The following is a 22,085-nucleotide window of genomic DNA, read 5'->3' as shown; positions in this document are numbered from 1 at the left end:
ATTAAAGACTATGTGCGGGTTGTGCTTCGATGTTTATGGCTGCATTCTCCTGTTGATCATCTTCTAAGGTAATAGGTACAGACTGAACGTGCCAAATATCTTGGGCGTACTCGCGAATTGTCCGGTCTGAGGAAAAGTAACCCGTGCGAGCTGCGTTGAGAATTGACATCTTCAACCAGTTGTCTTGGTCGCGGTAGGCAACACTGACGCGTTGTTGACACTCGATGTAGGATTGGTAATCGGCAAAGAGGAGATAGTCATCTCGGTTTTTTAGAGATTCTACCAGTGGTTGAAACAAATTGCTGTCACCTTTGGAGAAGTAACCGGATGCAATCTGGTCGATCGCCTGTTTGAGTTGAGGATTGCTGTTGTAATAGTCCCAGGGATGGTAGCCTTGAGCTTTGATTTGTGAAACTTGTTCAGTCGTCAGTCCAAAGAGGAAAAAGTTTTCCTGTCCGACGCGATCGCGAATTTCAATATTCGCCCCGTCTAGTGTACCAATCGTCAATGTGCCATTCATCGCAAACTTCATGTTGCTTGTGCCAGAAGCTTCCTTCCCCGCAGTCGAGATTTGCTCGGAAAGGTCAGCAGCTGGATATATTCGCTGTGCTAATGCTACGTTGTAGTTTGCCAAGAAAACGACCTTGAGGCGATCACCTATATCCGGATCATGATTCACCACATCCGCCACTGAGTTAATGAGCTGAATAATCAGCTTTGCCATTGCGTAACCAGGTGCAGCCTTACCAGCAAAAATCACGGTTCGTGGCACAACATCTGCATTGGGATTTTGTTTGATATAGTTATAAAGCGTGATAACGTGCAACAAATTCAAAAGCTGACGCTTATACTCGTGCAGTCGCTTCACCTGTATATCAAACAGGGAATTGGCATCAACATGAACTCCAGTCGTTTGCAGAATGTACTCTGCTAAGTCCTGCTTGTTTTCCTGCTTAATTTGCCGCCATTGGGCGCGAAATTCTTCATCGTCCACAAAGCCTTCTAACTGCTTGAGTTCTTCCAAATTCTTGATCCAACCCTTACCGATTTTGTTTGTCATCAGCAGGGCTTGTTTGGGGTTGGCAATCAAAATCCAACGACGAGGGGTGGCTCCATTAGTTTTGTTGCTGAATTTTTCGGGAAACAGTTCGTAGAAGTCTCGAAACAGGTCGTTTGTCAGCAGTTGAGTATGTAGCGCTGCGACACCATTGATAGCATGACTACCCACACAGGCAAGATGAGCCATCCTCACCCGTTTTTCTGCGCCTTCTTCGATAACCGACAGTCTGGCAACTTTGTCAATATCTCCTGGATACTTAGCACGAACTTGATCCAGGAAACGTTGGTTAATCTCAAAAATAATCTCCAAGTGTCGAGGTAGAAGTCTGCCAAACAAACTTAAAGGCCAGCGTTCCAAAGCTTCAGACAGCAAGGTATGATTGGTGAAACCAAAGCTTCTTTGAGTGATGTCCCAAGCTTTTTCCCATCCTAGCTGATGTTCGTCTAGCAGGAGCCGCATCAGTTCGGCTATGCCAATGCTAGGGTGGGTGTCATTGATTTGAAGAGCAACTTTGTTGGGGAAATTGTCAAAGTTCTCATTGTGTTGCAGGTAGTTGCGGATGATATCTTGCAGAGAACAGGACACAAAGAAGTATTGCTGCTGTAAACGCAGTTCTCGACCTTGGTAGTTATTGTCGTTGGGATAAAGGACTTTGGTAATGTTCTCGGAGAAGACTTTATCAGCAACGGCATTGGCAAAGTCTCCACTATTGAAAATCTGCAAGTCAAATTCATCACTTGCCTTGGCACTCCACAAACGCAAGGTGTTCACGGTGTTGGAGTTGTAGCCAACCATTGGTGTGTCGTATGGTGTTCCGAGTACAGTTCTTTCGGGAATCCAACGCACTTGGTAGCGTCCATGTTCATCCGTGAAAGCTTCGGTGTGTCCTCCAAATTTGACTTCCACAGTGTACTCAGGACGGGGAATTTCCCAAGGATTGCCAAATCGCAGCCAGCGATCAGGAACTTCCACTTGAGCGCCATTGCGAATCTCCTGTCGAAAGATGCCGTATTCGTAGCGAATACCGTAACCTATAGCAGGAATTTCTAGAGTTGAGAGGGAATCCAGAAAGCAAGCAGCCAGTCGTCCTAGACCACCGTTGCCTAATCCTGGTTCATCTTCCTGTTCCATCAGGTCGTACAAATCATATCCTGACTCCTGCACCACTTGACGCGCTTGCTCATGGAGTCCAACGTTGGTTAAGTTTTTGCCGAGTTGTCGTCCAATAAGGTATTCGGCAGATAAGTAGCAAACGACTTTGACATCCTTGGGAAAGTAGGTTTGCTCGACAGTCTTCAGCCACCGGTGCAGCAGGCGATCGCGCACGGTATACGCTAGTGCCATATAGTAGTCGTGTGCTGTTGCCCAACCTTTATCTTTTGCTTGGATGTAATAGAGGTTATCGAAGAAAGCACGTTTGAGCGTTTCGATGTCCATTCCCGTGCGATCGTCCTGCACTTGGATCGCGGCGTGTTCTGTACGACAAATGTGCTTTTTCCAATGAGGAATATGGCTGCCATTGTGTTTTTTTAAGCCGTTGCCATTATTCATGGTTGTAATCCAGAAGAGTGATGACAATCTAAAGTTACCTAGCAACTCACTTTAGAAGGATGGCTAGATTTTTTACCTCTAACCAAGGAAACAATAGCGCAAGCAACTGTCAAGCTGTTTTCAATCAAACCTGATGAGTCAACAGATAGAGCGATTTTCTAATACCTTTAATTTTGTAATATCTTAAGCTTCTTCTCCAATCTTGGATGTTGGCAAGTACTTCTCTAATACTTCACCCATAAACAAAAATAAGAGCCCACTGAGGATTCCTGTTCCCATAATGTTCAATTCAACACTACCAAATAGTGCAAGATCTGGTTTTATTAATGTTAAAATTAATAATATCATAACCGCAATACTACTTACTATTAAAGAAAGCTTAACGCTGCCTTTGGAGAAGTTATAGCGTCCTGTCTGAGCAAGCAAGTAGGTGACAAAAGGAACAAAGACTGCTCCTACATAAGCTGCATAAAAAAACACAATTAGATTGACAATCTCCCCACCTTTGAAAGCAACAGCAAGACCAAACAGAGCATTCGCGGCAGTGACAAGTACCCGACTCCACACAGATGCAGGCAGAATGTTGAAGTCCAAGACAGTCTTGGTTTGCACTCGTAATATACTGCTGCCAATACCCAGTGCTGGAACCAATAAAGATAGTATCAAAGCAATGCCCAAAGGCTTTTGGCTACCACCGCCAATCCAGGATAGGATAAAGGGGAGAGTTTCTTTACCATCAATGCCAGGAGGCAAAATTCCTGCGTTGTGTGCTGCAACGACAAGCGTTGAAGGCAAAAAAGCAAGCAACAATAGTATAATCGCTGCTAAGGCACAACCTTTATATAAGCTCTGCAGATCTTTTGCTTGGACAAGAAACTGCTGATACTTCATATCTATGAGTACCAGCAAAATTGTAGACAATGACACGCCCACTGCTGAAGGCAAACTTATATGTTGCACTGAACCAGCAAACTCTATAGGCGATTGCGCAATCGCCAGCGCCGTAAGCGGTGATGCTTGCAAAGAAAGCCCCCCAAAGGGCGATCGCAAATAGTCACCGAAAGCGTGTAACACCCAAAGCCCATAAAGCAGAGCCAAAAAATTTACAACCAGTAACCCTCGCAATATCCAGCCTGCTTTCTCCACTGGAAGTAAAGAAATTGTCGCAAACAGGATAGCCAAAACAACCATCGTGGGCAGTGTAGGTATCCCAAAGACCTTGAGGATAAAAGCTCCAGAAATCAACTGAACGGCTTCGATACCAATCAGCGATGACCAAGACATCAAACCCACAAAGATTTTTACCCCATCTCCGTAAGCAGAACCTAGCAAGTTCCAGATTTGCTCTGTTTGTGTCCAGTAAAACTTTGCCAATCCCAAAAGAGCAATTGTACCCAAACCAAGAGAGACAGCATAGAGGCTGCCAGCAGTACCGAAAGTGAGGGATTTCTCAGCGGTTCCCAAAAGAAACCCCAAACCGTAATGCGCTGACACCAACAAGGCTGCAAGCGAGAAGGTGTCCAGTCTGCGTTCAAAAGCCATATGGTTGTAAAATGAAGGAGTTTATGAAGAATCACCACCCAGTGGCTTGGGTGCATTTGCGACACAAATGTTAAATTTCTCCCAAAAATAATTTTAACTGCCTCGTGGCTAAACTTCATTAACTCGTAGAGGTATCTTCTCATTGATATCTCCTCCGGTTGGAAACACCGATCGCCATGTTTGAGTTGGTTTAGCTGCATCGGTTGGGGAGCGACGTTGTTAATATTGTTTGTGAGTTGTATTTGCCTTGGTTATCTTCTTTCCCGTAAGCTCATATCTTTAGCTTGTGCTACGCAGACAAAACCACTTCGATGAACTGATTGTTGATGTTCGACTCAAAGACGACGGACGAAAGTATTGGTAGGAATTCCGCCGTCCTTATCTGTCATATAGCGGTTTGCAATTTCGTCCAATACAGACTTAACCACGCCAGATGCTTCAAGTCGGCAGAGCCGCCCAACGCACTGGCTCCCCAACCCCTTCCCACCTCTGCCTAACCCTCTCCTAAAAGGAGAGGGAAGCGGAAAAACTTTTTTTGTTGGAAGGGGAGTAAGACTCAAAGCCTCTCTCCTACAAGGAGAGAGCAATGGAAGCGAGGTTAAAAATGTACTGCACCTAACCGAGAACCGCTATAATCTGAACTGCTAGCTTGCTTGAGAAAACTGGGCTAGCGCATTCCAGGTCGTTGGACCAACAATGCCATCTTGTGACAAACCCATTGTTTGTTGAAAATTCATGACAGCAGATGCCGTTTCTTGTCCAAAATAACCAGTTACAGGCAAGTTAGTACCATAGCCTTCTAGGACGAGAAGCTGCTGCAAAATTGCGATCGCTAAACTAGAATTTCCTTGCTGAACTGTTGGCAAATTATCAACTAGATTGGCAACTAAAGTTTGTTGAGTATGAGATGTCATGGTTTTTTACCTCGTTTTTGACTACTATTTGTTTGTTGTGTTCTAAATTGCTGAACAACTGAGTTTAGTATCTGACTTTCAGCAAAGATGTACCAGCCAAGTTATACCTGTTAAGCTATAACTTAATAGCAGGCTTATTCATTCGATAAGTGAGTGGAAATAATTAAACCCCCGAACAAGCTGACTCCCCCTTCGCTTAATTCACGCATTCACGCATTCACGCATTCAAAGTTAAAAATTAAAGACCCCACGGATGAATCCGGGGGCTTGAATAATTAGAAGAATAGATTTTTATACCGACCTTAATTAAGGGGCTTGGAACCGTGGTCAAGAGTCCAAAGTTCAAAACTTATGAGTGGAGATTTTGCACCTACCCAATTCTTTTATTGACATAATCTACGGTTGCCAGGTAGGATTCAAAGCACTTAAATTATTATTTGTTAACTTAGTCAACCCCGAACCATGGCGCTTTGCCACATACAGGCTCGTTTTTCCAATCTCACCAGAGGTAAAAGCAATTTGCTGACTATCAGCAGACCAAGCAATGTTGCTAAATTGCGATAATGGCTGTTTAGAAAGTAACTCAGTCCGGTTTGAGCCGTCAACATTAATTGTGTAAAGCTTGGGATTGTGGAGATCTCCAGAGAGAAAAGCAATTTGCTTACCATTAGGTGACCATGAAGGTTCACCATACCATCCAGGTTTTTTCGTCAAATTCCTGACAGTTCCCCTGCTCACATCAAGCAGATAAATATCTACTTCTTGACTACGATTATTTCCACCTTGGTCATGAAAGTAAGCAATATGATTGCTATCAGGCGACCAAAACAGCCTGCCACTATATGCCATAGTTTCAGGAGTTTTAGTCAAATTTCTGAGATTTGTCCCATCAGCATTCATGACATAAATATTTTGTGTGGGATATTTACCTTCAAAAAAAGCAATTTGGGTGCTATCAGGAGACCACATAAGTCCACTGCTACCAGGGATATAATCACCAGGCTTGTTAGTCAAATTAACTAAACCGGAGCCATCGGTATTCATCTTGTAGATATTTCGGTCTTTAATGAATATTACCTGCTTACCATTTGGTGAAAGGTACAATAAGGATGAGATTTCTGTTTTCGGTGGAACTCCTCCTGCCTCCCACTTCTTAATCAATTTAGTTCCAGGAATGCCAGTAGTATCGCTGATGTAAAGAGATTCACTGCCAGGAAGATCAGCACTAGGACCGTCGCAACTAATCGCGAAAATGATTTTTTGGCTGTCTAACCAGTTAATACCGAAATTAGCTGCTTTGCAGTAGCCTCCCCCAGAGAACACCTTGGCTAGTCTAGAACCATCAGAGTTAACTACATAAAGTTCAGTTTCTGAGGCGACAAAGGCAAGTCGCTGACCATTGGGTGACCAGATAAGAGTCGGGGAAACAGAATATTCTAAGGTTGGTGTCAAGTTATGACGAGCCGAACCGTTAGCTTCGATTGTAAATAGACTATTTTTGACTGTATTAGCTGGGTTTTGTAGAGCTATGAATGCCAAAGTTTGAGTTGTCTGAGTTGCGTTTGTTGTAGAAATTTGGAAATTCAAAAATAAGCTAATTAGTAGTGTCAGTAAGAAAATGCTGATGAATAAATGTGGATGAGATTTCATTTTACGCATAATGCTTCATCATTTTTGTTGTTGTAATCAAATTCACAAAAAAGCTGTTTTTGCTCATTTTCAATGAGCAACATTAATAGTAGATGCTTCATTCGTTACTACCAATGTAAAATATTAGCTAAAACGTAGACGCCGTAAAGTTTTTTTGACTATCAGACACTTTTTTACCAACATCGCCACATAACCTCATCTTCACTCCATTCTTCGGCGCAAGAGTAGTACCTCGTCGTTGAGGTTGTTCTGGTCGATTATCAATAAGCTCCAACTGATAGCGTGACATGATAGTTGCTAAGGCTAACTTCATTTCAAATGGTGCCAAAGCATCGCCAACGCAGCGTCGGACACCACCACCAAAGGGCATAAATTCATAAGGAGAAAATTGGCGTTCGAGAAAGCGTTCTGGTTTAAACTGCTTATGATTTGGGTATAAATCTTCTCTTTGATGCAAAAGATAAATACAACCAATTACTACCGTACCTGGCTCTAACTGATGTCCTAGTAATTCCGTGTGTTCTTGCACTATTCTGGGGAAGGTAATCATTCCTATAGGGTAAATCCGCAAGGTTTCATTGCAGACAGCAGTGAGATAAGGCAGTCTGACAATACTCATAGGTTCAGGAGAATTACCGAGGGAATTTAGTTCTTTAATGAGTTTTTCTCGTACTTCCGGCTGGTGGTGAATCCAATACAAACCCCAAGCGATCGCTGTTGCAGTGGTTTCATGACCAGCTAACAGCAATGTCATCATTTCATCGCGCAACTCTTGGTCTGTCATCGATTGACCTTCTTCATCCTTGGCTGACATCAGCAAGGAAAGAATATCAATGCGTTCTGCATTGGGTTTTTCCCGACGTTCTGCAATTTCTGCGTAGAGTAATTCATCAATTTGTTGTCTTAAACGCAAAAACTTCCCCCAAGGAGTCAAAAAGCCTAAATCTTTTTGCAGAAAAGGGAAATACATAAAAGCAGATACAATAGAAGACTGAAACATATTTGTGATTTCAATCAGTGGTTGCTTAAGTTGTTGGTAACGTTTTCCTTCTGATAAACCTAAGACAACCTGTAAGATAACTTCAAGAGAAATTTTCTGTGTAACAGTATGAGCTAAGAAGGGCGAATTTTGCGGTAATTGACTAAAGATTTGTTCGGTCAGTTTAGGAATTAAATGACTGTAAGCTTGCATTCGTTCGCCGTGGAAGGGAGGCATTAATATTTGTCGTCGTTGTTTGTGGCGATCGCCTTCTAGCGTAATAACAGAATTGTCCCCAATAGAAGGTCGCAAAAATCTGTTTGGTTCACTCAAGGCAGCAAACCTCTTTCTATCATTGGTTAAAATTTCCTGAAGTGCTTGGGGATGCTGTACAAATACGGTAGTATCCCCAAAACCAACTACAAAAGCCGTAAACAAGTCAGGATATTTCTGGGCTGCTTTTTCCATATAATTTACAGGGTCAGCAATCCAATGAAGCTTTTGCACAAAAGAGGGAGTTTTAAAAGTATTGGGTAATTGCATCTAATTTTTCCTTCAGATTTTCTTTGAAAAATAGGTTTCACAAGGACTAAAAGTCGCGAAACTGTTTTATTTATTGCTTTGACTAGTTTCTGATAGTCGCTTGCATCCAAACTAAAAGTGCGAGCAACACGTATAATTGTGCGTTCTTAGCGCATCAGTCCTTAATTTGGATTAGGAAAGTCGGTTGTTGCTATCTAAGAGGATGTTTTAAAAGTCCTACTGTCGGTAGCAAAGTGTTCTAGATCCCCCTAAATCCCCCTTTCCAAGGGGGACTTTGATTCCGGTTCCCCCCTTTCCAAGGGGGGCTAGGGGGGATCAATAAGTGCCAAAAATCACAGCCAACCACTTTTCAAACAACCTCTAACAACCAACTTTTGCAAGGAGACTGATGGGTGATGCTGTGCAAAGTTTGCTTAAGATAAGAAAGTCTTATAGACTTAGCAACAGCAAAAGCATTGAGTAACACTGACTATTATTTAGCTGTAATTAGAGTTGTGAAAAGGCAAGATAAACCAGTAAAGCTATAACTTAGTTTCAACTTTTATAAGGATGGCTGGCTGAAAACCCCCGAGGAAGACGCACGTAGTGCCAAATTCCGTGCTGTCTTCCCGGGGATGAAAACTGCGCCCCGTAGGCTTTAGCCTACAGTGAAGCTATCTTTTTGTGGTTCAGGAAGCGTCTCCCTTGCTTATTTTATTGTCAAGAAGATAGTCTTATTGAAAGGCGCTCCTTACTACCTCACAAGGGACGCGATCGCCAGCCATACTGGTAAAGGAAGCTCGCTTTGGGAGCTGCTGCGAAGACAGCAATTTTGAGTAGGATCGGTTCAGGGCTGTGGTTTGAGCGGTTGAGTAGTTCGCTTGCATATTTCTCAATTCTTCACCGCTATCAACTCATGTTAACCAAAAGGAGAAATAAAGATGACTCAGCAAATACCCGCCAATTCTACAACGCGGTACGACTGGTTGTGAATGAGAACGTCTACAACGCGATATGTCCGGGCTGGATACGATTTAGGCTCCAAATTATCGTATGCATGTTAGGTGAGATTCTCTAATTATAAGGAATGACTTTTTCTGACTTTTTCATGCAGTCTTATTAGCCGAAAAAAGAGAAAAATTGTTGTAGTTATTCATTGGAAAATGCGTACCTGACGACAAAAAACGGAGGCTCAGCACTCAAATGCTAACGACTGAAGGCGCTGCTCTCTGAAGGTGGACATTCATTATACTAAGCCCCAGTCGATTTTAACGTTATTCTCCTACATCTCTACGGGCGCAAGGCATTGCCCCTATATACCCTAACTCAATACCGTTTATTTATGTTAATGGAGAAAAAAATATGCTTAGAAAATTTTCATTCTATTTCAATAATTTAGCATTAGCTCAAAAGCTAACCATACTACTACTTGTAATATTTGTGGGAGGAATTACTTTTAGTGGTATTGCTTTGGCTAATATCCTAAATTATAAAGCTCAAAATGAAATTACTTCCAATGCTTTATTGCTGTTGCGAACTCTAAACTCTGTTCGTTATTATACAAACAATGAAGTGACTCCACACTTGCAGGCGAGTTTAGGGAATGAGGAATTTTCACCGCAAACTGTCCCTGCTTATTCGTCCCGTAAAGTCTTTGATGCCCTACGAAAAGATAACAATTCCTATCAGGACTTTTTGTATAAAGAAGCAATGCTAAAACCCACTAATCCTCAAGACATGGCTGATAGCTTTGAAACAGAGATTATACAAAATTTTCGTCAGAACAAGAATATGCAACAAGTGTCAGGATTTCGTTCTTTTCAGGAAGAAAAATATTTTTATGTTGCTCGCCCCTTAGCTATCAATGATGCTAGTTGCTTGAGATGTCACAGTACGCCTGAAGTTGCACCCAAGGAAATGATTAAGATCTATGGAGATCAAAATGGTATTGGGTGGAAATTGAATGAAGTTCTGGGGTTCAAATTGTTTCTGTACCAACGAATGAAGTTTTGCAAAACACTCGTCAATCTTTGATTTTGGTGATGGGAATCGTGACGATCATTTTTGCGTTCGCCATATACATGGCTAATTTCTGGCTTAAGCGATATGTTGTTCGTCCCATTAAACGTGTCGTCCGCGTTGCAGAAGCTGTAAGTACTGGTGATATGGATGTTGAATTTGAGAAAGTGGCTAACGATGAAGTCGGTAGTTTGGTGGAAGCCTTTACACGCATGAAGATAAGTTTGGTAATAGCAATCAAAAGTTTGCAAGACCAAAAACAATAACCAATGCAATCTTACCTTGCATCCGAAAGTTCTACAGGTGTGAAATATAGCGCTTGGTGGTGTTGAGTGCAATACATCAACAAATAAGAACCACTCATGGGACAGTCATGGGACACAGATAAATAATGACTTCATCCAAACGAGAAGCGCTATATTCACAAAAAATCCTTAACTGAATGGTATTGCTTTGATATGCACAAAGAACCACTGGATACGTCCGCAAATTCTGGATTTGGGTGAGTACAATTAGTGTTTAATTTCTATATTGAGAATGTAACTTCCCAATTGGACGTCTCCTGCTAACAATTCGTATTCCACTCGCAACTGCTCAGGCATTGGATCACCCTTGAGTATTAGGCTACGAGTAAAATTATGCAGGCGCATAGGTTCGTTATGTTGTGATGATTCATTAGCCAACCAATAGCGAGTCCTACCATAGGCGCCTTGTTGCCAGAAGTGACGGTAATTCACTTGACCGTGACCTTGGTGTGTCATTATAACTCGCTCAGGAGCAATTTCTAACCACCATTGCCGGGGACTACTGGCGAGATCAGCATGATCTTGCTCTTGGCGACTTGTACTCTCTGGGCTCTTAGAGTTTACCACTTCAGCCTCGTTAAAAGACGGTGCACTCAACAGTAAGTGAAACCGATTCTGGTCTTTTTGATACACAGTTACAGCGGTTTCAACCACAGACGAAAGTGGCTGATCTGTGGAAATGAGTGATAGGGAAACGGGCTTGCGGTAGTTAGTTAGCATGGGGGCGATAAGGGCTAGAAGCCAGTAAACGACAAGAAATCAAGGATTGTAATCTGAGCTCAGAAACAATGTATCAATCAATTTTCCCTTTTTTTTATTTGGTTAATTAAAATTAGCTTGCCTTCAACCAAATAATTGCGCTCGTCCAAATCTAAAGTAGAAATGACACATATATAAGATGAACTATCTTTTATTATATATCTCAAGATACATTTTTTTTCTATCTTTAGATGGATGAATCAAAAATAAAGATAAATTTTTGCAAAGATACCTCTCTTTTGAAACATTAAGTACGGGTTTGTAGTAATCGCTTAAGCGATTCAACGATTTAAGTATAATTTTTGTAATATATATTACTTACAAAACGGACGATTCTTAATAAGTGCGACTAAAATCAACTTATGCAGTAAGAGGTGGCAGCAGCAGTTGCAACATAACGTAATCAACTACATCGCTACATCCTTCACTAAAACATCCAATTCGCGTTGCATTTGGGTGTAAACTAACTCATAACAAGCATTCACGTACTCACGGTCCTTGGCAGCTTCAATGCCATAACGTTCAAAAACAATCGGAGCACAGACACGGGTGTGAATTTGTACAGGTAAGGGAATATTGGGTAGCGGACCAATACCCAAGCCCCAAGGTAAACCTAGATATATAGGAAATACCCCTGGATCTAGCTGGTACAACCAAGGGATACCCCACTGATTTAACTGTTTTGCCTGTTCGTAGCAATCACCCAAAACAATCAAGGTATCATGTGCGCCTACAGAAATCAGCGGAATGATTGGTACCAACTTTTTTAGTGCCAGCTTGATAAATCCTTTATGACCAGCAAATTGAATTTTGTAACGCTGGCTATGAGGACGAAACATATCGTATTGTCCTCCCGGATAAACAAGTACACTTGCACCGATATCAAAGGCGGCGCTTGCCATTTTTGGATGTGCGAGAATGGCTCCAATTTTTTGTCCAACGCTGGCCATGGGGGGACTTACTTTCCACGCATAGGAGTGCATTAAACCATACACCAAACGTTGCGTGCCAAAGCGACGGAACCAATCGTACATCATCATGTGTAAATCGGGAGATGCCATCCCACCATTATGTGAGCCAACCAGCAAAACCTTTCCATCGTCTGGAATGTGATGCCAACCTGAAGTCTGCACTCGAAAATAGTAGCGGTAAAACCATTCCCATATTGGCATTAACGATTCAATAAATTCAGGTTCTCGCGCTGATAACGTCCAACCCGGTAATGATGCCGTTGAATTTTGATCACTCATAAATTTATTTTTTTTATTAACACATAATATCAGTGGACAACGACATGGTTCAGCAGTTTATGCTAGGGGAAATGAATCTCTAATTGTACGACCCGATAAATTTGGCATTGAAAAAATAGTTACCTATGGGGTAAACGATGACTAAGTACAGATTGCATAAGTTCCTAGCGAATTGACGAATGAGCAAATTTGAATTTTGAATTGCTTAGTGGCGAGGAATGTGAATACGCTTTCTAAAGTCTTGCGCCCTTTGCTGATGAGGAATTTTTGCGGCTAAGGCTTCTACCAATTCCTCTGGGGTTATTTGGGGATTTTGAGCCAAAGTGTCTTCAAGAACAAAGCTGGCGAAAGGTCCTACAAAAGTAGCCAGTTCTTGCCGACAATGTTGTAGAAACTCTGGGTTGTTAGCAACAGGATAACTATTTATGCTTTGCTCAGAGGGGGTTGTTTCCGGAAGTGTTTTTGTTTTTGACTGAGGTTGTGAGGGAATTCGGATGTTGGTTTTAAACTCCTGTGCCCGTTGCGGATCAGGAATTGCCGCAGCTAACTTTTCTACGAGTTCGCTAGGTGTCATTTGTGGGGTTTGCTCCAAAGTCTTTTTGATCAAAACACTGGCAAATGGTCCCACAGAAGTAGTCAGTTCCCGCTGACAATACTCTAAAAACTCTGGGTTAATATTACTAGGCTTTTCTGCCTGAAATGAAGTTGCTGCTTCAGTTTTTTGCTTGGGTTGTTGTGAGTGTTGGTTCGAGTGTTTAATTTTTTCTGCTTGTATAGTCTCTGGTAATTCAAGTTCATTAACATCAGGGTAAATTTGGATTTTTTGATGCGACACGCTCACACTGATACTGCCAGGTAAAATTGCTGACTGAAGCAGATTGTAAATTTCTTTGGCTGATTGGTAGCGGTCTGCTGGTTTTTCCGCCAGCATTTTTTCCAGTATCTCACCCAGAGGTTCACTGACATTAACTATTGAGCGCCATTGCCACTTGAAAGAAGCATCCAGTAAAGAACGTGGCGTTTTGCCAGTCAGGAGAACAACAGCAGAAACACCTAGTGCATAAAGATCGCTAGAGGGGTAGCAACGTCCCATACGAATCTGTTCTGGTGGAGAATAACCCATTTTTCCCACCATCGAACCAGCAACAGAGTGCCAGGCATTAGGAGAATCAGAAGAATCACCCGCCAAAATCTGAGTGACTTTCTGCTTCACCACGCCAAAGTCGATGAGGACAGGTTTAGAAAGCTTATGGGAAAGCATCACATTGTCGAGTGATATATCCCGATGAATGATGTTGCGCTGGTGGAGATAGTCTAAAATGAGCAACAGATCCAATAACCACGCTGATACTTCTGCCTGGGAAAACGGCTTTCTTTCCCTAGATAGGCGATCGCGCAAAAGTTGAGAATAAGTCTTACCTTCTATATATTCTTGGACTATAAACAGCCGCTGTTTCTCAGTCAACCAAGCCAGAAATTTAGGAATATGGGGATGATTAATCTGGTATAATACTTTTGCTTCGCGCTCAAATAGCTCACGAGATTTGGCAAGGAGATGCTCTGACGTGTTTACAGGCACAAACTCTTTCAGGACACACAGATCCCCGAAACGTTGCATGTCAGATGCTAAGTAAGTTTTTCCAAAACCTCCCTGTCCAAGAAGTCTTTGAACCTGATAGCGATTGTTAATCAACGTTCCGGGGTTAATCTCTGCTAGCATTGCTGCATTGTGGTTTAGTAACTAAGAGACAAATACAAGATCCAACTACCTCTTACTTGCAAGGATACACCAAACTACAACAGACGACCGTCACTTTTTAAGTGTCACTAAAAACAAAAGACTGTTTTTTGATGTCTATCTGGGTAGATGAAATTTCCCCAAATTCATTTAGGGTTTAAGAATTTGGCAACTGTTTGCACATCCTTGTCACCACATACTGGGTAGATGACAATTGCCAGATGACCTATGAGTTGTGTGCCAAGAATTTCTAGTAATGCGATCGCGCAAAGCCTCCCGTTGAGGGATACGCCGAATCGCAACACCGACACTACGTATAAATCAAGCGTATTGCTGCTGTACTTTTGGTCAAAGGTGCGAATAGCCTCATAACCCTCAACCCCAGGGTAGCGCCGTCCAGACTTCGGTCTAGGAGCTGATCCGAACCGTACTTAAGAAGCCTAAATTTGTATGAGTTTTTGTCTTGCGGGCTTGGCGAAAGTGCCGCCGGCTTTATCCTGTCAGCTAGTGAAAGATATAAATCTACCTATAGTATTGGCAATCAACCTTCTTTGATATTGATTGTATTACCTCAGTTAGAAGAGATCATGACATAGAATTGCTAATCTAAAATTAGTTGACAAATAAATCCTCTATTCAGATAAATGACTGCTTGAAAAAGCAGAAATTGACCTGCAATTCAAATAAGCTTTAACTTGAGTGTACATTTGTAATTTTAGCATTTTCCGCCGAGTAAGAACCCAAGTTTGAATAATTTTGAATTCAAAAAGATTTTGAACTATGAGTAATTTAGATGAGCAACATATGAAAAACAAAATCAGTACTGAAAGAGACTACTTACTTAACAAGCTTTGGGACGCAAAAGTCATAATATCTATACTATTGCTCGCCGTGCTAGTGAGATTTGGCTATAGAGATAATGGGGCTGCTCCTACGCCAGTTGTGAGCACATATGAAGTTAGCAGAAATACAGACGATATTATCGGTCAAACCGTGACGGTTATAAGCAAACCTATTAAAAAAGTCGGTTTAAGTTCTTTTACTGTAAGCGATGAGCGATTTTTTGGCGGCGAACCTATAGTAGTGGTGAACGCTTCAGGTGTGCCTTTCGATTTACCTACAGATAGTAACATCAGAGTTCAAGTTACGGGCGATGTTCGTAACTTAGATATTCCAAATATTGAGCGCGATTATAAGCTGAATTTGCAAAACCAATACTATAAAGACTACATCAATAAACCGGCGATTATTGCTAAGTCGATGATGCTAGCACCCACAGCCGGGCAAATCACCAAAGATCCTAGCAAATACTATGGCATGAGACTTGCAGTTAGGAGTGAAGTAGACAATATTCAAAGTCCGGTTTTGTTTACACTAGATGAAAACTCCGTGCTTGGTGGAGAAAATTTACTAGTTTTATTAATTGGAACACCAAAAAGTGCTATTAAGCAGGATCAAACAGTAGGAGTGGTGGGTGTTGTTCGTCCGTTTGTCGTTGCAGATATTCAGAGAGACTACGGCATAACCTGGGATGAGAGAGTGAGAGGACAGTTGGAAGCCGATTACAGAAACAAGCCTGTGTTGGTTGCTGACACTATATATCCTTAATATTAAAGGAAAATATTAAAGGAAAATTAGGGGGTTTTGAGTTAATAAGTGCAAGATTTGCTGTTTGAGAGCAAAAAACCCTGGCTGTTGTTGAGACTTGTTACTACATACACAACCACTTTATGTAACTATCCTTTGGCACAGAAAGCTTGAGCTAATACACCTCTACAGACACATAACCAAAGGTAGGTGTATTAGAACTACTTTTAGAGATATGACTGTAATTAAACCTGTCTTTCGTCAGATATCGATTTTCTTCATTGTCTATATAAAACCTTTTTCCCTTTTTTCCCTAGACATAAGATAAATTCAATATCTTTGGCTTCAGGGTATTGCAAGGGTATATGTTCGTTAGAACTGTCACAAAGCAAACTCCTTAAGAAGAAACTTATTGACGAAATTTCAATATTAGGCAGGGTATGAAGTCATCAAAGCTTTTGACTCAAAATGCAGCAAAAAAGAGAAGTTTTAATCGAGCAGACTTTGAGTGTGTCTCCCTCAAATTCTGCACCACAAAAAGATGTGACGATTCCCAGAGAAGGGTTCTTTTTTATTCCCCTTTGCTTTTTATTGCTTTTGTCAGTTGCTTTTCTGAAGCCATCCAAGTTTAAAGAGGCTTTATACAATCGAATAATGAGTCTAAAACTTTACTATCAAATTCCGTGTTTTAGATGTCAATTTTTTCAACGTAATCAATACATACAGTGTGCTGTACAGCCTTATTTTGTTTTAAATAAAGAAGCCGTTAATTGTCCTGATTATTCGCCTCACAAGGGCAACAATGGCGGCTAATAAGCTATGTACGTTTTACGTGGACAACAGTTCTCCATTCCTTTGTCAGCATAGAGCGATTGCACAAAGCGCAGTGAAGGCGATCGCCCCTTCCTTTGTTCACACAGTGCGTTAGTTCCAAACCAAAGAAACGATTATGGCAAAGATTGGCTATCAAGCTTCCCACGAACAATTCAAGCCCAGCGAACTGCTGAAGTACGTCCAAATAGCAGAACAAGCTGGCTTCACCCATGTCTTATCTTCCGACCACTTTCATCCCTGGAGCGAACAGCAAGGACAAAGCGGTTTTGCCTGGTCATGGTTGGGTGCAGCAATGCAAGCCACCCCAACACTTTCCTATCGCGTTGTTTGCGCTCCCGGTCAGCGGTATCATCCAGCTATCATCGCCCAAGCTGTGGCAACCCTAGCGGAAATGTTCCCCAACCGCTTCTGGTTGACAGTAGGCAGCGGTCAGGCACTCAACGAACAGATTACAGGCGAACCTTGGCCCGTCAAGTCTAAACGTAATGCCCGTCTTAAGGAGTGTGTTGATGTCATCCGCGCTCTTTGGGCGGGAGAGACAGTCACGCATCACGGTCTAGTCTGTGTTGAAGAAGCAAAACTTTATACCCGTCCGCAAACGTCACCCCCAATTATTGGAGCCGCCGTCACCGCCAAAACCGCAGAATGGCTTGGTAGTTGGGCAGATGGGCTGATTACCATTTCTCACCCACTCCCCAAGCTCAAAGAAGTCGTCGAAGCCTTTCGCCAAGGTGGTGGAGAAGGCAAACCCATGATTTTAAAAGTGCAGCTTTCATACGACCGTGACGAGGAGACAGCGCGACAAAAAGCTCATCAGCAATGGCGCAACAATATTTTTGAGAATATCTTGATGACAGAACTACGAACTCCACAGCAATTTGATGCTGCTGGGCAGTTTGTTCAACCAAAGGAGTTAGACCAGTACGTCCGTATCTCCGCAGACGTGCAGCAGCATATCGAGTGGCTGCAAGAATATATTGAACTCGGGTTTGACGAATTGATTCTGCACAATGTCAACCGAGAACACGAGCAGTTTATCGAGGTGTTTGGCGAGAAAGTTGTGCCAGTGCTGGGATCACCGTGATGACTAAAGAGCCAGTCCACTAGAAGTATTTGACAAAAGACCCAAAACTGCTTTTGACTTACTAAAGAGCGCTCCTAGCCATATCCAGAGCAAGAGGAAGACCAGTTAATGTAAAGCTAATTGCTAAGACCGATAAACACTTTTTTAATCGTTTTCGTCTTCTGATTATTGGCTGTCTGCGATTGACCAGCTTGCGGCATTGCTCTGCTCATTATTCTTTATTAAGCTAACAATAGCGTCGCTGTCATGAGTCGGTATGTAGTTTTCAAAAGCCTTGCTATGTAAGACTCTAAGAAAGAAATGTGAAGTAGCTACTGTCAAGACTCAAACTCGAAACACCTTGGACAATTGCAATGAGTTCATTCAACTCACCATCAGGCTTTTTAAGGTTGATGGCTACCCCTTGCGCTAAACCAGTAGGAGATGATCCCAAAATATAGTCAGACGCCGTTCCGACAAGCTGGATAATATCTTCACTTGGATTAAAGTCAGTAATGATAGCGTAGTCACTCTCACCAGCAGTTGTCCGATTATAGTCATCATAGTAAACAGAGAATCTACCAGCAGCGTTTCGCCCTCCAAGGTTGAATGTATCTCTGCCTTCTCCTCCAACCAGGATGTCTATTTCACCTACTCCATAGCTACCACCAGAAGGACCACTGGGTATGTATCCAGCACCAGTGAGAATATCATCTCCTTTTCCACCTAAAACGAAATCATTGCCGCTTCCACCATCGAGAACATCATTTCCATTTCCACCATAGAGCAAATCATTACCGCCGCCAGTCTTGTAACTTCCATCGTATAAAATGTCATCTCCATCACCACCAATCAGGGTATCATTGCCGAACCCACCATCTAATCTGTCGTTACCGTCGCCGCCATCTAAATAGTCATCACCAGAAAGACCTATGATTTGGTCATTCCCACTTCCACCAAACAGGAAATCCTTACCTAAAGAGCCAAAGAGCTGGTCGTCACCTTTGCCGCCATACAAGAAATTTTCGCTGTTTGGGTCTCCTCCATAACCGGGTGCATATTGTACTTTGCTGAGTCCAGCATATAGAATGTCATCACCGTCGCCGCCTTCTATCTTGTCATTACCCTGTCCACCTTCTAAAAAGTCGTCACCGGCTAGACCAATGAGAATGTCATCTCCTTTATAACCAAAAATTGAATCATTGTTTTGAGTTCCTTTGAGATCATCGTTTCCTGTAGTACCGTAAATAACTGCCATAAAGCTCCTTTTTCAAAAATCAACTTTCAACAATCAGCTCGAGAGTTGTGATGATTGAGCAATTTCCATTTTTTTGTAAAGAAATATCACACAACTTGTGATACCTCTTATTTGTGCCGCCAAAATAATCTTTGGTGGTCATTTAGAGTGATGGGGAACGACTGAAATTTAACAAGCATTTCAGAGAGCGCCTAGCATCAAGCTACCATGTCGCTATTTTTATTTGATAGCAATAAAATATCCTAAATGTCATGGAATGCCATCTGCTCATGGGGTGACATACGAGTTAATATTGTGTCCGGTTAAAGACTTATCATGACTCCTATGCCGCTGGTAGAATACCGAATTAAATAAACCGCCAAGCGCGTATAGCCTGCTTTTACAGTTGGCGGTTTGCGCGTATATTGTCGTACATAGACGCAGCAGGACATCCAAAATCAATGCGCGATGGCGCAGAGCGCCCACCGTAGGCGATGCTCCCAAAGGGAGCCGCCCAAAGGGCGAACGCACACTGGCTAATTCAGTCGCAAATTCAGTTTGCAGTAACTTATTTACTGGCACAGTGGGTTTTTACGGATTGTGAAGAATATTGAAGTTTTTTTGGACACTTCTTACGCGATCGCTTACCTACCAAGGTAGTGAACAAGAACAAATTCAAGAAGCAGACTTTCATTTATATATACGTCCCTGGTCTGCATACATATACTCTCATCAGAGTATGTAAATCCGGGAGCAGGCTGCTGCCACAAATATGAGCTTCATTTTTTCCTCAGAATGTGTTGGTAAACTTAATTCCGTCCGAAAGTTTGATTATAGAGTTCAGTAACCGCCAGTAAATCGCTCACTTGGCGGTTTTCTTAATTTGTCACGAATAGTGCTGTACGGTCTCTACGTGTAGTCTATTCAAACCAAAATTGCTGTAAGTAGTCTTGCGGCTGAACTTAGGGTTTTGCCCAACCTTTGCAAAATGCGGAGCAAATCCACAAGATAACTCTGGTGGCTCAGGTGTGTTTATGGACACCCCTAGTCGCGCTATGTTTCGTGCAGCATTGTCATTAAGCGTCAAGATCAGCACCGCAATGACCAAGCCCGCAACGGGAGTGGGTTTCGGGGTGTAGGGGAGGAAGAAGGGGTTTAGGGGTATACGGGTTTCGGGGTGTAGGGGAGGAAGAAGGGGTAAACTCTTTTATATATTCTAAATTCTTCCCCTTACACCCTTATACCCTTACCCCCGTGACCCCCCTAGTTCTTGACCGCAAACAAACTGCTTTCCATTGCGGAAAGATTTTCCTAGTTGAGGGTGGATGTGGTTGCACTGCAAGCAGGTCAAAATTGGCGATACGCACAGCGTCAAGCCTCCGGCTTCTCGCCCGGAGCGACAACAGCGAGCGTTGTAACCTCGCCGCGCTGCCTAGTAGGTGTTGGCTGCATCTGCAAAGGAGCGTTGGCAGCTCGAATCAAGCCACTACGTAACCAACTTTTGAATGTCTATTTTCTTTCTAAAATTTTCTCAAAGGTTGGCGACATCACTTTTAAATTCTATGTTATCCTCACTTTATAGGATTAAATTCGGTTGTGCAGTTTGTTTTTATCTATTACAAGTGTCTCTCCGAATCTAACTCTCTACACTACTATCTGATTCTGGAGATCTTTTATGTCAATTTATGTCGGCAATCTATCATATGAGGTTGAACAAGATGACCTCAAACAGGTATTTTCAGAGTATGGAACTGTTAAAAGCGTTCAATTACCTACAGACCGGGAAACAGGTCGCGTACGAGGTTTCGCCTTTGTAGAAATGGGAACAGAAGCAGAAGAATCCGCAGCGATCGCGGCTCTTGACGGTGCTGAGTGGATGGGTCGTAACTTAAAAGTGAACAAAGCTAAGCCCCGCGAAGACAGAGATTCCTTTGGTGGTGGTAGACGAAACAATAGTGGTGGTGGTGGAGGATATTCTCGACGCTACTAAGCTTTGAGATGAGTGTTGGCTCCTTCTCCAATGGTTTCATCGCAAAGAAATAATTGAACTCTCGGGTATTTTGGGCAGATAAGGAGTCTGCCCTTTTTTGCTCGCGTTTTACTGGATTGCTTATATCCAGCAACCAATTAAGTCAATTTAGCAGGAGAGAGAATGACCCAAATAATTGTGGGCGAAAATGAAGGAATTGAATCAGCCTTACGTCGATTTAAGCGAGAAGTTTCCAAAGCGGGAATTTTTCCAGATATGAAGAAACATCGTCACTTTGAAACACCTCTGGAGAAACACAAGCGTAAAGCAGTTGCGAGACACAGGCAGCAGCGACATAAGAGCCGTTTCCGTTATTGAGGACAATCGAGCTTCTTAACGACGCAGCACTGGATCGAGATCGTAATCTTCAAAGAACGCGATCAAAGCAGAAAATTTCCCCAACGACTTCAAGCTCGTAAATCCTTTTGTAGCAAAGGGTATAACAAGCTGGTGGTGACTGGAGACTGAAAGATATCCCATCAATGGCAGCTTCAACCCGGGAAGGAGCTAGACCACCAGCAGTGACATACTCCCACGCTGATGCAACCATACAGCGTGGGGTTCTCAACCAATGCGGCTACTGCGCGCGGAGGCGTTGAGCTTTGTTTTAAGTCCACGGAATGCCCTACCGCAGACTTTGAATTTCTTACCTTGTACCCTACAAATTTTACTGTCCTGGATGATGTGCTGGCTTATTCGCGCTATCGGACAAACCAATTGGTAATTTGTATTAATCAAGATGTGCCGACTTACTTTCACGGCACGGCAACGGAGTCGCTTACCAATGATCGCAGTGCCACTGGACAGAGGCTTATCAGACACGAATGTGGGTGAAGCAAACCAAGATTATTATACCAGAAAACTCGCACAAAAATTTGCGATTCGTCGCCCACCCCATCACTTATCTGATTAAAATCAAATATTGCTCAAGGGTGGGACTCACCGCCCCAAAATTCATCTCGTCGCCTCCCTTGCGGGTAGGCAAGAGGCTTGTTTTGGCTTTAGTTAAAAAACCGTACGCCTTCGCTCTCGAGCACAGAGGGAGA

Annotated in this window: 20 protein-coding genes; 8 read left to right on the top strand and 12 right to left on the bottom strand. The window is 42.6% G+C overall.

What is annotated here, in order from left to right; genetic code table 11:
- Position 1: 1 nt before the first annotated feature.
- The 5 genes from V5G28_RS06640 to V5G28_RS06620 all read right to left on the bottom strand — a co-directional run bounded on the left by V5G28_RS06640 (position 2) and on the right by V5G28_RS06620 (position 8,239).
- The gene (locus tag V5G28_RS06640) at positions 2-2,611 is read right to left on the bottom strand and encodes a glycogen/starch/alpha-glucan phosphorylase (protein ID WP_332989416.1); all 2,610 of its coding nucleotides are present in this window, start codon (positions 2,609-2,611) and stop codon (positions 2-4) included.
- A gap of 183 nt (positions 2,612-2,794) precedes the next feature.
- The gene (locus V5G28_RS06635) at positions 2,795-4,153 is read right to left on the bottom strand and encodes a hypothetical protein (RefSeq protein WP_332989413.1); all 1,359 of its coding nucleotides are present in this window, start codon (positions 4,151-4,153) and stop codon (positions 2,795-2,797) included.
- A gap of 644 nt (positions 4,154-4,797) precedes the next feature.
- Positions 4,798-5,067 carry a peptidoglycan-binding domain-containing protein gene (locus tag V5G28_RS06630; protein WP_073632563.1) on the bottom strand — a complete coding sequence of 90 codons (270 nt, stop codon included), beginning with the start codon at positions 5,065-5,067 and terminating at the stop codon, positions 4,798-4,800.
- 396 nt (positions 5,068-5,463) lie between these two features.
- Positions 5,464-6,717: a hypothetical protein gene (locus V5G28_RS06625; RefSeq protein ID WP_332989407.1), complete on the bottom strand. Its 1,254-nt coding sequence runs from the start codon at positions 6,715-6,717 to the stop codon at positions 5,464-5,466.
- Positions 6,718-6,844: 127 nt separating this feature from the next.
- Complete coding sequence (locus tag V5G28_RS06620; RefSeq protein WP_332989405.1) at positions 6,845-8,239, bottom strand: cytochrome P450; 1,395 nt, start codon at positions 8,237-8,239, stop codon at positions 6,845-6,847.
- A 1,341-nt stretch (positions 8,240-9,580) separates the two neighbouring features.
- On the opposite strand from V5G28_RS06620, the gene V5G28_RS06615 reads away from it, so the two are divergent.
- On the top strand, positions 9,581-10,252 hold the full coding sequence (locus V5G28_RS06615; protein ID WP_336229869.1) for a Tll0287-like domain-containing protein: 672 nt from the start codon (positions 9,581-9,583) through the stop codon (positions 10,250-10,252).
- Positions 10,253-10,269: 17 nt separating this feature from the next.
- A complete protein-coding gene (locus V5G28_RS06610; RefSeq protein ID WP_336229868.1) occupies positions 10,270-10,503 on the top strand; it encodes a HAMP domain-containing protein in 234 nt (77 codons plus the stop codon).
- 246 nt (positions 10,504-10,749) lie between these two features.
- Here V5G28_RS06610 and V5G28_RS06605 read toward each other — a convergent pair whose 3' ends face one another.
- The 4 genes from V5G28_RS06605 to V5G28_RS06590 all read right to left on the bottom strand — a co-directional run bounded on the left by V5G28_RS06605 (position 10,750) and on the right by V5G28_RS06590 (position 14,600).
- Positions 10,750-11,262 carry a hypothetical protein gene (locus V5G28_RS06605; protein WP_332989399.1) on the bottom strand — a complete coding sequence of 171 codons (513 nt, stop codon included), beginning with the start codon at positions 11,260-11,262 and terminating at the stop codon, positions 10,750-10,752.
- 446 nt (positions 11,263-11,708) lie between these two features.
- Positions 11,709-12,551: a lysophospholipid acyltransferase family protein gene (locus tag V5G28_RS06600; RefSeq protein ID WP_332989397.1), complete on the bottom strand. Its 843-nt coding sequence runs from the start codon at positions 12,549-12,551 to the stop codon at positions 11,709-11,711.
- 205 nt (positions 12,552-12,756) lie between these two features.
- Positions 12,757-14,271: a serine/threonine protein kinase gene (locus tag V5G28_RS06595; RefSeq protein ID WP_332989395.1), complete on the bottom strand. Its 1,515-nt coding sequence runs from the start codon at positions 14,269-14,271 to the stop codon at positions 12,757-12,759.
- Between the two features lie 164 nt (positions 14,272-14,435).
- The gene (locus V5G28_RS06590; protein WP_332989393.1) at positions 14,436-14,600 is read right to left on the bottom strand and encodes a hypothetical protein; all 165 of its coding nucleotides are present in this window, start codon (positions 14,598-14,600) and stop codon (positions 14,436-14,438) included.
- 469 nt (positions 14,601-15,069) lie between these two features.
- On the opposite strand from V5G28_RS06590, the gene V5G28_RS06585 reads away from it, so the two are divergent.
- Both V5G28_RS06585 and V5G28_RS06580 read left to right on the top strand, forming a co-directional pair.
- On the top strand, positions 15,070-15,897 hold the full coding sequence (locus tag V5G28_RS06585) for a hypothetical protein (protein ID WP_096563875.1): 828 nt from the start codon (positions 15,070-15,072) through the stop codon (positions 15,895-15,897).
- Between the two features lie 928 nt (positions 15,898-16,825).
- Positions 16,826-17,794, top strand: a complete 969-nt coding sequence (locus V5G28_RS06580) for a TIGR03885 family FMN-dependent LLM class oxidoreductase (RefSeq protein ID WP_332989390.1) — start codon at positions 16,826-16,828, stop codon at positions 17,792-17,794.
- 289 nt (positions 17,795-18,083) lie between these two features.
- Here V5G28_RS06580 and V5G28_RS06575 read toward each other — a convergent pair whose 3' ends face one another.
- Both V5G28_RS06575 and V5G28_RS06570 read right to left on the bottom strand, forming a co-directional pair.
- Entirely contained in the window at positions 18,084-19,031 is a 948-nt protein-coding gene (locus V5G28_RS06575; RefSeq protein WP_332989388.1) for a calcium-binding protein, read from the bottom strand.
- 267 nt (positions 19,032-19,298) lie between these two features.
- A complete protein-coding gene (locus V5G28_RS06570) occupies positions 19,299-19,592 on the bottom strand; it encodes a hypothetical protein (protein ID WP_332989386.1) in 294 nt (97 codons plus the stop codon).
- A gap of 745 nt (positions 19,593-20,337) precedes the next feature.
- On the opposite strand from V5G28_RS06570, the gene V5G28_RS06565 reads away from it, so the two are divergent.
- From V5G28_RS06565 to rpsU, 3 genes are all read left to right on the top strand, one after another.
- Positions 20,338-20,592, top strand: coding sequence for a hypothetical protein (locus V5G28_RS06565; RefSeq protein ID WP_332989384.1), 255 nt, complete (start codon positions 20,338-20,340; stop codon positions 20,590-20,592).
- 93 nt (positions 20,593-20,685) lie between these two features.
- Complete coding sequence (locus tag V5G28_RS06560; RefSeq protein ID WP_096563870.1) at positions 20,686-21,000, top strand: RNA recognition motif domain-containing protein; 315 nt, start codon at positions 20,686-20,688, stop codon at positions 20,998-21,000.
- A gap of 162 nt (positions 21,001-21,162) precedes the next feature.
- Positions 21,163-21,357 (top strand): 30S ribosomal protein S21, encoded by a 195-nt coding sequence (gene rpsU / locus V5G28_RS06555; protein WP_096563869.1) that lies wholly within the window; start codon positions 21,163-21,165, stop codon positions 21,355-21,357.
- Between the two features lie 49 nt (positions 21,358-21,406).
- Here the strand turns inward: rpsU and V5G28_RS06550 are convergent, their stop codons facing one another.
- The gene (locus V5G28_RS06550) at positions 21,407-21,589 is read right to left on the bottom strand and encodes a hypothetical protein (protein ID WP_096563868.1); all 183 of its coding nucleotides are present in this window, start codon (positions 21,587-21,589) and stop codon (positions 21,407-21,409) included.
- Between the two features lie 189 nt (positions 21,590-21,778).
- Here V5G28_RS06550 and V5G28_RS06545 point away from each other — a divergent pair, with 189 nt between their 5' ends.
- Positions 21,779-21,952, top strand: coding sequence for a hypothetical protein (locus V5G28_RS06545; RefSeq protein WP_332989379.1), 174 nt, complete (start codon positions 21,779-21,781; stop codon positions 21,950-21,952).
- Positions 21,953-22,085: the final 133 nt, after the last annotated feature.

It is taken from the genome of Scytonema sp. PRP1 (assembly GCF_036697665.2).
Taxonomy (GTDB): domain Bacteria; phylum Cyanobacteriota; class Cyanobacteriia; order Cyanobacteriales; family Nostocaceae; genus Kalymmatonema; species Kalymmatonema gypsitolerans.
The sequence above is the reverse complement of the archived record's forward strand: the minus strand, read 5'-3'. Positions and strand labels throughout refer to the sequence as shown.

What these genes read in the sequence shown, in the direction of transcription:
- V5G28_RS06600 (WP_332989397.1), bottom strand. Translation starts at nt 12,551, where the DNA reads ATGAGTGATCAAAATTCAACGGCATCATTACCGGGTTGGACGTTATCA.
- V5G28_RS06615 (WP_336229869.1), top strand. Translation starts at nt 9,581, where the DNA reads ATGCTTAGAAAATTTTCATTCTATTTCAATAATTTAGCATTAGCTCAA.
- V5G28_RS06545 (WP_332989379.1), top strand. Translation starts at nt 21,779, where the DNA reads ATGTGCCGACTTACTTTCACGGCACGGCAACGGAGTCGCTTACCAATG.
- V5G28_RS06635 (WP_332989413.1), bottom strand. Translation starts at nt 4,153, where the DNA reads ATGGCTTTTGAACGCAGACTGGACACCTTCTCGCTTGCAGCCTTGTTG.
- V5G28_RS06585 (WP_096563875.1), top strand. Translation starts at nt 15,070, where the DNA reads ATGAGTAATTTAGATGAGCAACATATGAAAAACAAAATCAGTACTGAA.
- V5G28_RS06550 (WP_096563868.1), bottom strand. Translation starts at nt 21,589, where the DNA reads ATGGTTGCATCAGCGTGGGAGTATGTCACTGCTGGTGGTCTAGCTCCT.
- rpsU (WP_096563869.1), top strand. Translation starts at nt 21,163, where the DNA reads ATGACCCAAATAATTGTGGGCGAAAATGAAGGAATTGAATCAGCCTTA.
- V5G28_RS06620 (WP_332989405.1), bottom strand. Translation starts at nt 8,239, where the DNA reads ATGCAATTACCCAATACTTTTAAAACTCCCTCTTTTGTGCAAAAGCTT.
- V5G28_RS06625 (WP_332989407.1), bottom strand. Translation starts at nt 6,717, where the DNA reads ATGAAATCTCATCCACATTTATTCATCAGCATTTTCTTACTGACACTA.
- V5G28_RS06595 (WP_332989395.1), bottom strand. Translation starts at nt 14,271, where the DNA reads ATGCTAGCAGAGATTAACCCCGGAACGTTGATTAACAATCGCTATCAG.
- V5G28_RS06575 (WP_332989388.1), bottom strand. Translation starts at nt 19,031, where the DNA reads ATGGCAGTTATTTACGGTACTACAGGAAACGATGATCTCAAAGGAACT.
- V5G28_RS06580 (WP_332989390.1), top strand. Translation starts at nt 16,826, where the DNA reads ATGGCAAAGATTGGCTATCAAGCTTCCCACGAACAATTCAAGCCCAGC.
- V5G28_RS06605 (WP_332989399.1), bottom strand. Translation starts at nt 11,262, where the DNA reads ATGCTAACTAACTACCGCAAGCCCGTTTCCCTATCACTCATTTCCACA.
- V5G28_RS06640 (WP_332989416.1), bottom strand. Translation starts at nt 2,611, where the DNA reads ATGAATAATGGCAACGGCTTAAAAAAACACAATGGCAGCCATATTCCT.
- V5G28_RS06560 (WP_096563870.1), top strand. Translation starts at nt 20,686, where the DNA reads ATGTCAATTTATGTCGGCAATCTATCATATGAGGTTGAACAAGATGAC.
- V5G28_RS06630 (WP_073632563.1), bottom strand. Translation starts at nt 5,067, where the DNA reads ATGACATCTCATACTCAACAAACTTTAGTTGCCAATCTAGTTGATAAT.